This window comes from Rhabdobacter roseus (assembly GCF_014202275.1).
Lineage (GTDB): Bacteria > Bacteroidota > Bacteroidia > Cytophagales > Spirosomataceae > Rhabdobacter > Rhabdobacter roseus.
Genome location: NZ_JACHGF010000002.1, coordinates 364711 through 377401, shown reverse-complemented (window position 1 = coordinate 377401; position 12691 = coordinate 364711). Strand labels below are relative to the sequence as shown.

Sequence of the window (12691 nt, the reverse complement as noted above, 5' to 3'; positions counted from 1 at the left end):
CTACTCGATTTTGAGGACGTACCCCATCCCAAATTGCGTATGGATGAGCTTGACGGGAAAGTCTTTGTCGATCTTCTTCCGGAGGTAGTTCACGTACACTTCAATCACGTTGGTACCCGAATCAAAGTCGATTTCCCACACCTGCTCGGCAATTTCGGCTTTGGAGACAACCCGTCCCTGGTTCCGGATCAGGTACAGCAGCAGGTTAAATTCGCGGGCGGTGAGGTTGATCTTGGTACCTGCTCGATGTACCGTTTTGGCGTCCAGGTTAATTTCCAGGTCGGCGAAGCGGATGGTCTGGGCGGTTTGGGCCACGCTGCGGCCGCGCTTGGTCAGCGCCCGTACCCGCGCCAGCAGCTCCTTAAACTCAAAAGGTTTGGCCAGGTAGTCGTCGGCCCCGGCGTCAAAGCCCGTCACGAGGTCGTCGGTGGTACCCAGGGCCGTGAGCATCAGGATGGGGGTTTGGTCGCCGCTGGCCCGCAACTCGCGGCAGAGCTCCAGGCCGTTAATGCCAGGAATGATGATGTCCGAAATGATAAGCTGATAGGACCCGCGGCGGGCCAGTTGTTTGCCAATAAGCCCGTCGTAGGCTACATCTACTTCGTAGCCGTTTTCTTCCAGGCCCTGTTTGAGCGACTGGACCGTCTTGGGCTCATCTTCTACGAGGAGTAGCTTCATACCAGGGGCAGGAAAAGTTCGGAAATTTCTTTCCAGTTGGACACCCGCTTGTAGGCGGTTTCGTTCAAGTTATGCGGGGCCGAGAACAAAATGCCCTGCCCCCGAAAGGCCAGGATATTGCGTACGTGGTCGTCGATGAGGTAGTCGGAGGCAATGATGCTCTTATCACCGCAGAATACAATGTTGTGCCAGGGAATGAAAGGGAAGTGTTGATGGAGCCAGTCGTATTTCTCGCGGAATGAATTGGGAAACTCCATGGCGGCCGTGGCTACGTAAATTTCGTAGTAGCGCGCCAGCTGGCTTACGGTTTCGATGGCTCCTTCTTTTACGGCAATGTCTTTGAAAAAGCCGGGCTTATGAAGGTACTTGTTGAGTTTGTTGAGCTGCTTGGGGTGCAGGAGCTCACGAAGCGGGCGGGTGGCAAAATCGGGTTCGCTGTAAATGGTATCAAATTCATTCAGGACAATATCCACGAGTTTTTCGTGGGTATTGGCCATTACATCGTCCATGTCGAGCGTCAGTCGGAGCATTATGCGGTAGGTCTTTGCGGATCAAATTGTTGTAAGTAGTCAGAGACCCGCTTCAGGAACATGCCACCCAGCGAGCCGTCCACCACGCGGTGGTCGTAGGAATGCGAAATGAACATCTTGTGGCGAATGCCCAGCAGGTCTCCCTGTGGCGTTTCAATCACGGCCGGTTTTTTTTCAATGGCCCCGAAGGCCATGATGGCTACCTGCGGTTGTACGATGATGGGCGTACCCATGAGGTTGCCGAAGGTACCGATGTTAGAAATGGTATAGGTACCTCCCGTCAGATCGTCGGCCGTTAGCTTGTGCTCGCGGGCGCGGCGGGCCAGGTCGTTCACTTTTTTGGCCAGGCCTACGAGGTTGTATTGGTCGGCCTGGTGGATCACCGGTACGATGAGGTTGCCGTCTTCGAGGGCTACGGCCATGCCGATGTTGATGTCTCGCTTCAGAATAATGTTATCCCCTTCCACCGATACGTTGATGCGAGGGTAGTCTTTGATGGCTTTTACTACGGCTTCCACCAGCAGGGGCGTGAAGGTAATCGAGTCGCCGTTTTGTTTCCGAAAATCACTTTTCACCCGCTCCCGCCACTGCACGATGGTCGTCATGTCGGTTTCGATGAAGGACGTCACGTGGGCCGAAATGCGCTTGGAGTCCAGCATCCGCTGGGCAATCATCTTCCGCATGCGATCCATGGCAACGATCTCCTGAGCACCCGCGGATATTTTAGCCACGGCGCTGGCGGGAGCAGGTACCTTGGGTGTAGCCGCCGCCGGAGTTGGGCCGGGTTGCTCACGGCTCTGCGTGTATTGGATGATGTCGTTCTTCGTCACACGTCCCTCCGCGCCGGTACCCGTAATCGTAGCCAGCTCCTCGCGGCTGATGCCCTCTTCCTTGGCGATGCTCAATACCAGGGGAGAATAAAAGCCGTTGTTTTGGTCGTTCGTCTCGCCTTCCTGCGCCGTAGGGGCCGGTAGTTCCGCCGCGGTGGTGCCGGGCCGCTGAATCGCCTGGCTTAGCTCATTCTCCAGTTCCTCGGCGGCTTTTTCGGCCGCATCGGTGGGAAGAGAAGTCGTTTCATTCAAGGGTTCGTGGTCGGCTACTTCCAGAAGGGCAATGGTACTTCCGATGGCCACGACGTCTCCCTCCTGCACCAGGCATTCCACCAGGGTACCCGTGTGGGGAGCCGGTACTTCGGTATCTACTTTATCGGTGGCTACTTCCAGCAGGGAGTCATCGGCCTGGACGGCCTCGCCGGGCTTTTTGAGCCAGGTCAGGACGGTGCATTCCATGATACTTTCTCCCATTTGGGGCATTACCATTTCTACTAGTTTCATTCAGGTCAAGTTAAGATGGACAAAGGCACGGTGGCCACGGGTTAGGCATTGAATACGGGTTGCCGTAGGGTTTTTCGTAGCAAATCCAAGACGTAGGTCGTGGTGAGCTGTACGTTTTGGTCGCGGTACTTTCCTAACCGCAAAAGGCGCGTTACGGTTTCGTGGGGTGTGGCGCAGGCAATCCAGACCGTCCCCACGGGCTTCTCTTCGGTACCGCCGTCAGGACCGGCAATGCCACTGGTAGCCAGGGCGTAGGTAGTGCCCAATAGTGCGCGAGCGCCTTCGGCCATTTCTTTTACTACTTGCTCGCTTACCGCGCCAAACTGCTCCAGCGACGAAGGCGAAACGCCCAAAGTACCTGTTTTGATGGCATTGCTGTAACTCACCACGGCGCCCTCAAAGTACCTCGACGAGCCCGGCACGCTGGTGATTCGGTGCGCTACCAGGCCGCCCGTGCAGCTCTCCGCCGTACTTAAGGTGGCGTTTTGTTCCACGAGCATCCGTCCTACCACGGTTTCTATTTCATCGTCGTCGTAGCCGTACACGTAGTCGTTGATGAGCGGAAGTACCCGCGCCACTTCCGCGTTGAGCTCGGCCAGGAGCGGCTCGGCTAGTGCGCCGGTGCCGGTGAGCCGCAGGCGCACGCCCCCAAAGCTGGGCAGGTAGGCCAGGCGGATGTGCGCGGGCAGGCTATCTTCCCAGGCCTCAATCTTTTCGGCCAGAAACGACTCCCCGATCCCGATGGTGCGGATGATCCGGTGCGTGATGACGGGCGTCTGGAAGTACGCGCGCAGCCGCGGAAGTACCCGCTGCTGCATGAGGTTTTTCATCTCGAAAGGTACCCCCGGCAGCGAAACAAATACCCGGCCGTCGCGCTCGAACCACATGCCGGGCGCGGTACCCCAGTCGTTGGCCAGGTAGGTGCAGTTGGCGGGTAGGGCGGCTTGCTGGCGGTTGAGCTCGGTCATTTCCCGGCCGCGTTTTATAAAAAAAGAACTAACCATTTCCAGCGCTTCCTGGTTAAGTTCTAATACGGTATCAAAAAAGCGACAAAGCGTTTGCTTCGTAATGTCGTCTTTGGTGGGGCCCAGGCCGCCGGTAATGATGATCAACTCGGCCCGGAGGGAGGCTTCGTGTAGCGCACTGAGAATGTCGGCGGCGTTATCGCCCACGGAGGTTTTCCGGACGGGGCGAATCCCCAGGTTGGTGAGCTCGGTGCCGATCCATTGGGTGTTGGTGTCCGTAATCTGGCCAAACAGAATTTCGTCCCCAATGGTCAGTACTTCGGCCCGGATCGTAGAACTTAGGTGGGTCATCAGAATAGATGATTAGGCTTTAATTTTCCAAAAATACGCAATATTTGTTATTAATGATTACGTTTGAGTGCTATACCACTTATTCCAAAATGAACTTCAACATGGCCTACAAAATACTATTTGCCGCCTCGTTCCTTCTGCTTTCCAGCTGTACTTCCCAGGCTCAGTTTAACAAAACGAAATTGGGAAAGGCACTCGAAAATATTCAGGGCGGCAGCGGTGGACTTTCCCAAAATGAAATTGCCGAAGGACTTAAAGAGGCGTTGCGCGTGGGCATCAACAACGGAGCCGACCAGGCCTCCCGCACCGATGGGTACTTCAAAAACGAGCTGATCAAGATCCTGATGCCGCCCGAGGCCCGCCGGGTAGAGGAGCGGCTCCGGCAGCTGGGCCTGGGCAGTGAGGTGGATCGTTTTGTGCTCTCGCTCAACCGGGCCGCCGAAGACGCCGCCAAGAAATCCAAACCGATCTTCGTGAAGGCCATTACGTCCATGACCATCACCGACGCCGTGGGGATCTTGCGCGGAGCCGATACGTCGGCCACGGCCTACCTGCGCCGCACTACCAACGACGAGCTGTACAATACCTTTTTTCCGGTAGTGGATAGTACCCTGAACCTCAACAACGCCACGCGCTACTACGCCGACCTGGTGAACACCTATAATAAAATTCCGCTGGTGCAGAAGGTCAACCCTGACCTGAAGGGCTACGCCACGCAGCAGGCCATTAACGGACTGTATTCGCTCATTGCCATTGAAGAAAAGAAAATCCGGGAAAACCCCGCCGCGCGGGTCAATGACCTTTTACGAAAGGTTTTCGGGCAGGCCAAGTAAAGTACCTGCCCGCTAGTCACGGCTTATTCAAGGGCTGCCCTCGGGGTAGTCCTTTTTTTATAAGGTACTTGGTTGGCCCCCGCAGCGAAGCAAAAGTACCTTTTGGGCGCGGCCTTCACGGGGTACTTTATGCTAAAGTCACGCACAGTACGTACTTTTGCCAAAACAATACCCAATTCTTCGCATGAAAAAATCTGAAATTAACTTTACCGTCGAGCTCGATAACCAAAACGTACCCGACAAAATTTACTGGGACGCCACCGAAAACCCTAACGAAGGCATAAGCGATACGCGGGCCATTGCCATTGCCGTGTGGGACCACTACCACCGGGGTACTTTGAAGATTGACCTCTGGACCAAGGACATGGAGGTTTTTGAGATGAAGCGCTTCTACATCGAAATCATGAGCGGCATTGCGGATACCCTGCTAACGGCCACCAACGACAAAAAAATGGCCGACCACATTGAGGCGCTTTGCCAAACGCTGAGCAAAAACCTGGATGAAGAAATGAAAGCGGCTCAGTAGCGAGCGCGTAGTTTTTGTGGAAAATCAATAAAGGTACTTGGTTAAAAAATCCTTTCTCTATGCACACTCGTTTCTGTCTGGTAGGGCTGCTGGTACTGCTAGGTACCTTGGTTGCCGAGGCGCAGCACGGTATTCAGTTTTCCGAAAATAATCTCCAGAAAGCCTTTACCGAGGCCCGAGCGCAGCGCAAGCCGGTGTTTGTGGAGGTGTATTCGTCGTCCTGCCACGTATGCCAGAGCTTCATTCCGGTCTTTAACGACAAGCAGGTCAGTGATTTTTACAACCAGCAATTCATCAACTACCGCATCGAGGTCAGCTCACCGGATTTTCAGCAGTTTATTCTGGGCCGGAAACTGTTCGTGCCGTCGTTGCCGCTGTTTTTGTACTACGATGCCAACCAGAACCTCCAGCACCTGGCCATTACCAACCCCACGGCGCAGGACGTGATCCGGCAGGGGCAGCTGGCCCTGGACCCCAAGCAGCGGTCGGCTTCGATGAAGCAGCGGTTTGTGGCCGGGGAGCGCTCGGCGCAGTTTCTGATCGACTACGGCATGTACAGCCGCGTAACGTCCGACACCGTTATGAACATCCGGGCCATGGACGCTTACGCCAAGCAGCAGAGCCCCTCCAACTACCTCAGCGAGACCAACTTCCTGGCTCTGCAAAAGCTCATCATGGACGTGGACAACCCGCTGGCGGGGTACTTTCTGGTCCACCTGCCCGACTACGCCAAGAAGTACGATCCCAAGCTGGTAAACTCCACGGCCGAAAACATCGTGATGTACTCGCTTTACAGCAGCCGGGGCAACGCCTACTCCAGCGCTAAGGTGGTGAAGATGCGGGAGTACCTCATCAAAGCCGGCGTAAGTACCCAGATGGCGCGCAACCGCGTACTGTTGCCTTTGCTGAATGCTTATTTTCGGGAGAAGAAAGCCGGAGAAGCCGTGGCACTGGTGAATACACACAGCACCCAAGTACCCCTCAAAGCGCCGGATTATAATTACCTGCTCAGGTACTTCAACGGCAAAAGTACCGACGCGGCCTACGTGCCCTCAGCTCAGAAGTGGTTTGCCAGTGCGCTCAAAACCAATCCAACTCCCAAAGAAAGCGCCGAACTGCATTACGAAATGGCCGTAGCCTACCAGAAAGCGGGTAAAAAAGCCGAAGCCGCCCAGACGGCCCGGCAGGCGGTGGCGCTGGCCAAGGCCGGTAAGGTGGATAGCGCCAAGGCGGAAGCGCTGCTGAAGAGCATTGGGGGGTAGGTACTTTTATCAACCACGAAGTACCCTTACTTTTTGGCTAAATCATGAATATAAAAAGGCGCCTGGCTGAGTACATGCCGGGCGTTTTCGTCTCCCAGCTCCACCGCCCGGCGCAAGTCCCGCTCCGACTGGCTGAGCTGCTTCATACGGAGCCGTGCCAGCCCGCGGAGCCGCAGGGCGTCGGCGTTGTTGTCGCGGTAAAACCACACGGCTTTGTCAAATTCCCGAAAGGCATCTTGGTATTCCCGCAGCGCCAGGTGTGCCTGGCCCTTGTCCAGGTAGGCGGCGGCCAGGGTGTTGTCGTAGCTTAGGGCCTGGGCCAGGTCATACAGGGCCGAAAAGTAGTTTTCGTCGCGGAGGTTGCACTTGCCCCGCCAGGCGTAGGCCACCGCCGACTTGGGGTACTTTTTGACTTGCTCGTCAAAGTACCTAAAGGCCTCCTCGTACTGCTGCTGGGCAACTAGTTCGATCCCTTCCCGAAAACGCTTGGTGTCTTTTTCGGCGGGCGTGTCGTGATCGGTGACCAGGTACTTGATGATCAGGTACGGAATGAAGAGCAGAACCAGCAGGGAGATTTCCACGGGCAATCCGGTTTTGAGAATCCTGGCTACTTACTATAATTACAATTATGAGGTGAGCGCTTCCCGGTCTTTTTTGGGAAGCGCCGCCACGATGAGCTCGTACGAATCACGAATCCATTCGTGCAGGAGCGTATCGGGCACGGAGCCATCCACGATGACGGTGTTCCAGTGTTTTTTGTTCATGTGGTAGCCGGGCTTCACGCTGGGGTACTGCTCGCGCAGTTCCTCGGCCTTTTCGGGCTCGCACTTCACATTGAACCGAAGTACCTCCAGGTTCAGCGTCGTGAGCAGAAAAATTTTGTCCTTTACCCGGAAGGCCAACGTGTCGTTGCCAAAGGGTACGTACTCTTCCACCGCCGTAAGCGATAGGCAGTAGTCGCGGAGGGTTTCGATGTTCATCGTAAAATGGCTCTGACGATCATGACAGTAACACAAAACAAAAACATGATGATGGAGATGCGGTTGATCCCGTGCATCATCCGGAGGTTGAAGGAGGTCGGCGCGTTGGGATCGGGCTTTTTGAAAACCCGAATAAAGTACCTGAATACATCCCCTAGTTGAAAATATTCTTTTACATTACTCATGCGTATAATTAATTGATTTTTAAATACTAACGGGTACTTGCTCCTCCACGCCCTGCGGCTCGATCCAGCGGTTGTCTTCCTTGATGAGCTCGATGAGCTCCTCCACGGCCTGGGCCGCCTTCACCGAGCGCTTCACCACCTCCTGACCCCGGTAGAGCGCTATTTTGTCCTTGCCCATGCCCACGTAGCCGTAGTCGGCGTCGGCCATTTCGCCGGGGCCGTTCACGATGCAGCCCATGATCCCGATCTTGACGCCCTTGAGGTGCTCGGTATGCTTCCGGATCAGAGCGGTGGTTTCCTGCAAGTCGAACAAGGTACGTCCGCAGGAAGGGCAGGAAATATATTCCGTTTTGGTCATGCGGGTACGGGCCGCCTGCAAAATCCCAAAGGCGATGGCATTGAAAGTACCCAGCGTCTCTAGTTGCTGCGCTTTGGGTACCTCTCCGGACCAGTCGGGCGTTAGCAGCACACCGTCGCCCAGGCCGTCGATGAGCAGCCCGCCCAGGTCGGTAGCGGCGTAGAGCGTCAGGCGGTCGTCGCGGTCGGCGGGGTAGGTGCGTTGTACCACCACGGGTACTTTGACGTTCAGGTCGAGGAGGCGGAAAAGCAGCCGCCGCAGCTCGGGCAGCGCGTGCTGATTTTGCGTATTAATTAGCAATACTACCTGAGGTTTTTCCCGTAACGAAACGAGTACTTCCTCGCTCAGCGTATGAATGTCACCTTGAATAAAGGTAAGTACCTCCGGGCGCTGAGGGGTACTTTGCCACTCGGCTACGGTTAGCAGCGGAAATTTGTTCTGGTGGTCAGGTACCTGCAGCCAGGCTTCGTAGTCCAGGATTTCCTTCAGGCCGTTGGGTAGCATGAACGGAATAGGCTTTTTGCCGGAATAAATAAAATCGGCGCCCTGGTCGTTCATGGCCCACTTGTCGGGCACAGGCAGGAAGAAATGCCCGATACTGCGCAGGTCTTCGTGCTGCTCGACGCGGAGCCGGGAGTAGTCGGCAATGACCCTCGGTACGTTGCTGCCCCCCAAGGTACCTACCTCGCGGCTCTCGCGGCGGCTGTACTGAAACGGGTTGATAGGTACTTTGCGAACTTCCTCCATGGGCGCGTGGGGTACTCGCTGCGTGTAGCGGTCGATGAGCGCCCGCGCCACGGGGGCTTCCTTTTCGGGCTCCTCGGTGAGCGACACCCGCACGGTATCACCCAGGCCGTCTTCCAGCAAGGTACCTATGCCCACCGCCGACTTGATCCGGCCATCTTCGGCCTCGCCGGCTTCGGTGACACCCAGGTGCAGCGGGTAGGGCTGCAGGCCTTCTTCATCGAGCCGTTGTACCAGCAGACGGTAGGCCTGCACCATCACCTGCGTATTGCTGGACTTCATGGAAAGTACGATATTGAAGTACTTCATTTCTTCGCAAATACGCAAAAACTCCAGCGCCGACTCTACCATACCCAGGGGCGTGTCGCCGTAGCGGCTCAGGATGCGGTCGGAGAGGGAGCCGTGGTTGGTGCCGATCCGCATGGCGGTACCGTATTCTTTACAGATGTTGACCAGGGGAATAAATTTTTCCCGGATGCGCTCCAGCTCGGCGGCGTAGGAGGCGTCGGTGTAGTCGATGGTCTCGAAGCGCTTGCGGTCGGCGTAGTTGCCGGGATTGATCCGGACCTTCTCCACGATCCGGGCGGCCAGCTCGGCGGCGTTGGGCGTGAAGTGAATATCGGCCACTAAAGGTACCTGGATACCCAGCTGGCGCAGGCCGTTGCGAATGTTTTCCAGGTTTTGGGCTTCTTTGACGCTGGGGGCCGTAATCCGGACGTACTCACAACCCGCCTCCACCATCCGGATCACCTGCTCGATGGAGCCCTGGGTGTCCATGGTATCAACGGTGGTCATGGATTGTACCCGAATGGGGTAGTCGGAGCCCATAGGTACCCCGCCGATGTCGACGGTGATGGTTTTCCGGCGCTGGTACGCGGTCAGGGAAGGGCAATACAGGGGGGCAACTACCTCCGAATGAACTGCTGGGTTGGTCATTGGATCGTCAAGAAAAGAAAGTAATGCGGGGATGAATCGTACAAAAATACGTCATTCCGCTTCCTTTCCCTACAACCGAGCGTACAAATTAAATGTTCACGAAGTACCTTACTTCCGGTATCAAAAGCAGGCCTAGCTTTCCCGCCGGGTACCTTCACCTACCTCGATGATGTAGCTCCGGCCTCCCACGCGCTCGATGGCCTCCGCCACGGCCTCGGTGTTTTGGGGCGCGTACGCAAACATGCAGCCGCCCCCGCCTGAGCCGTTGATTTTTCCACCCAGCGCGCCCGCGTCCATCGCGGCCTCGATCATGCGGTCGATCTTGGGCGTGGAGGTACGTTTGTGGTCGCGGAGATTGAGGTAGTGCCGGTAAAGTAGCTGGCCAAACTGGGCGTCGAATTCGGGCCCGAAAGTACCTTGTTCCAACAAGAGTTTCCCCGTCCGCAAAATATCCCGGTCGTCCAGGTTGGCGCGTAGCAGGGCCAGTTCGTCGTCCGTCAGGAAGGCCTGGTACTTGTCCGCTTGCGCTGGCGGGCTTTGATGAATAGAGAAAGCAGGATCATGCTGCTGTACTTTGGCCAGGATCGCCTCCATGCCGTAGCGGCAGCGGGCCAGGATGCCCAGCGTGTCTTTGGGCTCCAGCGAATCGCCCAGCACAAAGGTACCCAGCGTGGGCGTGAGCGGCTCCACGCGTACCTGCGGCACCGACTCCAGGTAGATCACCCGCCCGAGGGCCGTGGAGTAGTGGTCCATCATGCCGCCCGGCTCGCCAAACTCAAGTACCTCGGCTTCGTAGGCGATTTCGCCCAGCTGGGCCGGAGAAAAATGCGCGGGGGCGTCGCTCATCTGGTCCAGGAAATGCGCCCAGCTCACAATGAGCGCCGACGAACTGGAGGTACCCGAGTTGATGGGGATGTTGCCCCGGATGGTACCTTCCAGGCCGCGGCTGAAGCGGAGCCCGCGCCGCTTCAGCACGTTGAGGGTACTTCGGAAATAGTCGCGGGCTTCCTGGTAGGGAAAGGTACTTTGCAGCGAAAAAGATACCTCCTGGTCGAGGTCCGGCAGGTGCAGCCGGATCTGGTCGTCGGCGCGGTGGGTACCTTCGATGCCGATCCGCCGGGAAATGGCGGCGGCAATGACGGGAAGCCCCAGGTAGTCCTGGTGCTCCCCAAACAGGCAAATGCGCCCGGGCGTTGAAATCTTCATACGAACTAATTACCAGCTGGTTTTTTTATGACCGGCCATGGCGTAATACAAAATATACAGGTACAAGGGCACCAGCATCCAGTAGGCCTGCTGGGTACTTCCGATGGCGTCGGCGATGGCACCGTACACCAGCGGCAGTATGGCTCCGCCCGAAATACCCATGATAAGCAGCGCCGCGCCCGTTTTGATAAAACTACCCAACCCATTGATAGCCAACGGCCATACGGCTCCCCACATGATGGCGTGCGCCAAGCCCAGAATGGCAATGCAAACCACCGAGGTGAAACCGGTAGTATATACGGCCAGGATGGTGACCACTACCCCCAGAATGGCCGACACCCGCAGCCACAGCTGCTGCGTGACGAACTTGGGAATGAGGACAATCCCCAGCACGTACCCAAACATCATGGCCCCCAGCGTGTAGGTACCAAAGAGCCGCGCTTCTTCTTCCGGAATGCCCAACGAAACCCCGTAGCTGATGATGGTGTCACCCGCAATGACCTCCACGCCTACGTAGCAAAACAACGCCACCACGCCGAGAATCAGGTTAGGGAATTGAAATATGCTGGTTTTTTTGGTAGGGGCGACGGCGCTGGGATTTACGGGCGCATCGTCTTCCTCGTTTACTTCGGGCAGTCCTTTCGAAAGGCGGATCAGCAAGGCCAATCCTACCAGTACTGCGGTGAGCGTCAGGTACGGCCCCACTACTTTATCCAATTCTTCGGCCTGGGTAGTGACGGTGGAGCCGGAGAGCAACAGCCCGCCAAAAACCACCTGACTGATAATCCCGGCACCCTTGTTGGCCAGGCCCATGAAACTGATGCGTTGGGCGGCGCTCTCGCGGGGCCCCAGGATGGTCACGTAAGGATTGATGGCCGTTTGCAGGATCGTGAGCCCGATCCCGATGGCGAACAAACCCACTAGAAAAAAGGTATAGGAACCCATTTTGGCCGCCGGTACGAAGGCCACCGTACCTACCGCCATAACCAGCAGGCCTAAGGACATGCCATTTTTAAAGCCGACTTTCTTAAGTACCTCCGAAGCCGGTACGGCCATGAGGGTGTAGGAGATAAAAAATGCAAACGTAACCAGGTACGAGCTGGTATTGTCTAGATTGAAGGCTTTTTGAAAGAACGTGATCAGGGTACCATTGACCCAGGTCACGAAGCCCAGGATAAAAAAGAGAACGGCAATGATGCTGAGTGGCCCCAGGTAGTTGTTCGGTTTATTCATGAGGGTTGCGAGGGAAAAGTAGGTATAGAGGTAGTAAGGTTGGGAAAGCGAATATAAGGGGTATTTTTTAGTAATGATCGGCCTGTCAGGTACCCGAAAAGGTATTTCTCCCAACCCGTGCGGTCGGGCGGTTGGTAAGGTACTTCAGTGGCAAACGATTATTTGAATCGGAATAACGAACTTTGTACCGGGCAGTCGGGTTTTTAGGGAGGTGGTGAAAGTACCTTATAGCCCGGAAAGTGTACGCTGGCAGGAAAAGAATTGTCGGAAAGTACATTTCTTAAAAGTGCTTTGTTCGGAGAAATAGACGCTGACCTCGCAAATTAAGGCCATTTTACGTGAATATTAATTTTTTTTATTAATTATCAGCGCCCTTGCTTTCTGGGAAATCCAGGGTACTTTAAACCAACTAATGTAAGTACCCGGATCATTCGCTTTCTTTGTTTAGTATTTTTGAAATAATATTAAACAAAATCTGAACGGGCCGGGTTAGACTGTTACCTTAATTGACTTCCCCAGGACGAACCAATTTCGTTCCGAAGCTTTAAGTGTGTTGTACACAAACTCTGT

General features: G+C 55.7%; 13 protein-coding genes. 3 read left to right on the top strand and 10 right to left on the bottom strand.

The features are described 5' to 3' along the window. From HNQ92_RS06620 to HNQ92_RS06605, 4 genes are read right to left on the bottom strand one after another with little or no spacing between them, the layout of a single operon-like run. On the bottom strand, positions 1 to 678 hold the full coding sequence (locus HNQ92_RS06620; protein WP_184172421.1) for a response regulator: 678 nt from the start codon (positions 676 to 678) through the stop codon (positions 1 to 3). After that, complete coding sequence (locus HNQ92_RS06615; protein WP_246439729.1) at positions 675 to 1208, bottom strand: 5' nucleotidase, NT5C type; 534 nt, start codon at positions 1206 to 1208, stop codon at positions 675 to 677. Before HNQ92_RS06615 ends, HNQ92_RS06620 begins: the two co-directional genes overlap by 4 nt. Then, the gene (locus HNQ92_RS06610) at positions 1208 to 2542 is read right to left on the bottom strand and encodes a dihydrolipoamide acetyltransferase family protein (protein WP_184172419.1); all 1335 of its coding nucleotides are present in this window, start codon (positions 2540 to 2542) and stop codon (positions 1208 to 1210) included. The genes HNQ92_RS06615 and HNQ92_RS06610 overlap by 1 nt, the downstream gene beginning before the upstream one ends. A gap of 41 nt (positions 2543 to 2583) precedes the next feature. Then, positions 2584 to 3858: a competence/damage-inducible protein A gene (locus HNQ92_RS06605; RefSeq protein ID WP_184172417.1), complete on the bottom strand. Its 1275-nt coding sequence runs from the start codon at positions 3856 to 3858 to the stop codon at positions 2584 to 2586. Positions 3859 to 3947: 89 nt separating this feature from the next. Between HNQ92_RS06605 and HNQ92_RS06600 the strand changes: the two genes are divergently transcribed. The 3 genes from HNQ92_RS06600 (at position 3948) to HNQ92_RS06590 (ending at position 6479) form a co-directional block, all read left to right on the top strand. Further along, complete coding sequence (locus HNQ92_RS06600; RefSeq protein ID WP_246439727.1) at positions 3948 to 4691, top strand: DUF4197 domain-containing protein; 744 nt, start codon at positions 3948 to 3950, stop codon at positions 4689 to 4691. A 184-nt stretch (positions 4692 to 4875) separates the two neighbouring features. After that, positions 4876 to 5217, top strand: a complete 342-nt coding sequence (gene gldC / locus HNQ92_RS06595; protein WP_184172415.1) for a gliding motility protein GldC — start codon at positions 4876 to 4878, stop codon at positions 5215 to 5217. Positions 5218 to 5276: 59 nt separating this feature from the next. Continuing rightward, on the top strand, positions 5277 to 6479 hold the full coding sequence (locus HNQ92_RS06590; RefSeq protein WP_184172413.1) for a thioredoxin family protein: 1203 nt from the start codon (positions 5277 to 5279) through the stop codon (positions 6477 to 6479). Between the two features lie 26 nt (positions 6480 to 6505). On the opposite strand, the gene HNQ92_RS06585 is transcribed toward HNQ92_RS06590, so the two are convergent. The 6 genes from HNQ92_RS06585 to HNQ92_RS06560 all read right to left on the bottom strand — a co-directional run bounded on the left by HNQ92_RS06585 (position 6506) and on the right by HNQ92_RS06560 (position 12121). Then, positions 6506 to 7060 (bottom strand): tetratricopeptide repeat protein, encoded by a 555-nt coding sequence (locus HNQ92_RS06585; protein WP_184172411.1) that lies wholly within the window; start codon positions 7058 to 7060, stop codon positions 6506 to 6508. A gap of 45 nt (positions 7061 to 7105) precedes the next feature. Continuing rightward, entirely contained in the window at positions 7106 to 7459 is a 354-nt protein-coding gene (locus HNQ92_RS06580; protein WP_184172408.1) for an MmcQ/YjbR family DNA-binding protein, read from the bottom strand. Further along, a complete protein-coding gene (locus HNQ92_RS06575) occupies positions 7456 to 7644 on the bottom strand; it encodes a DUF6728 family protein (protein ID WP_184172406.1) in 189 nt (62 codons plus the stop codon). Before HNQ92_RS06575 ends, HNQ92_RS06580 begins: the two co-directional genes overlap by 4 nt. Before the next feature lie 19 nt (positions 7645 to 7663). After that, the gene (gene ispG, locus HNQ92_RS06570) at positions 7664 to 9682 is read right to left on the bottom strand and encodes a (E)-4-hydroxy-3-methylbut-2-enyl-diphosphate synthase (RefSeq protein ID WP_184172404.1); all 2019 of its coding nucleotides are present in this window, start codon (positions 9680 to 9682) and stop codon (positions 7664 to 7666) included. A 132-nt stretch (positions 9683 to 9814) separates the two neighbouring features. Further along, entirely contained in the window at positions 9815 to 10888 is a 1074-nt protein-coding gene (locus HNQ92_RS06565) for a GHMP family kinase ATP-binding protein (protein WP_184172402.1), read from the bottom strand. A 9-nt stretch (positions 10889 to 10897) separates the two neighbouring features. Further along, a complete protein-coding gene (locus HNQ92_RS06560; RefSeq protein WP_184172400.1) occupies positions 10898 to 12121 on the bottom strand; it encodes a sugar MFS transporter in 1224 nt (407 codons plus the stop codon). Positions 12122 to 12691: the final 570 nt, after the last annotated feature.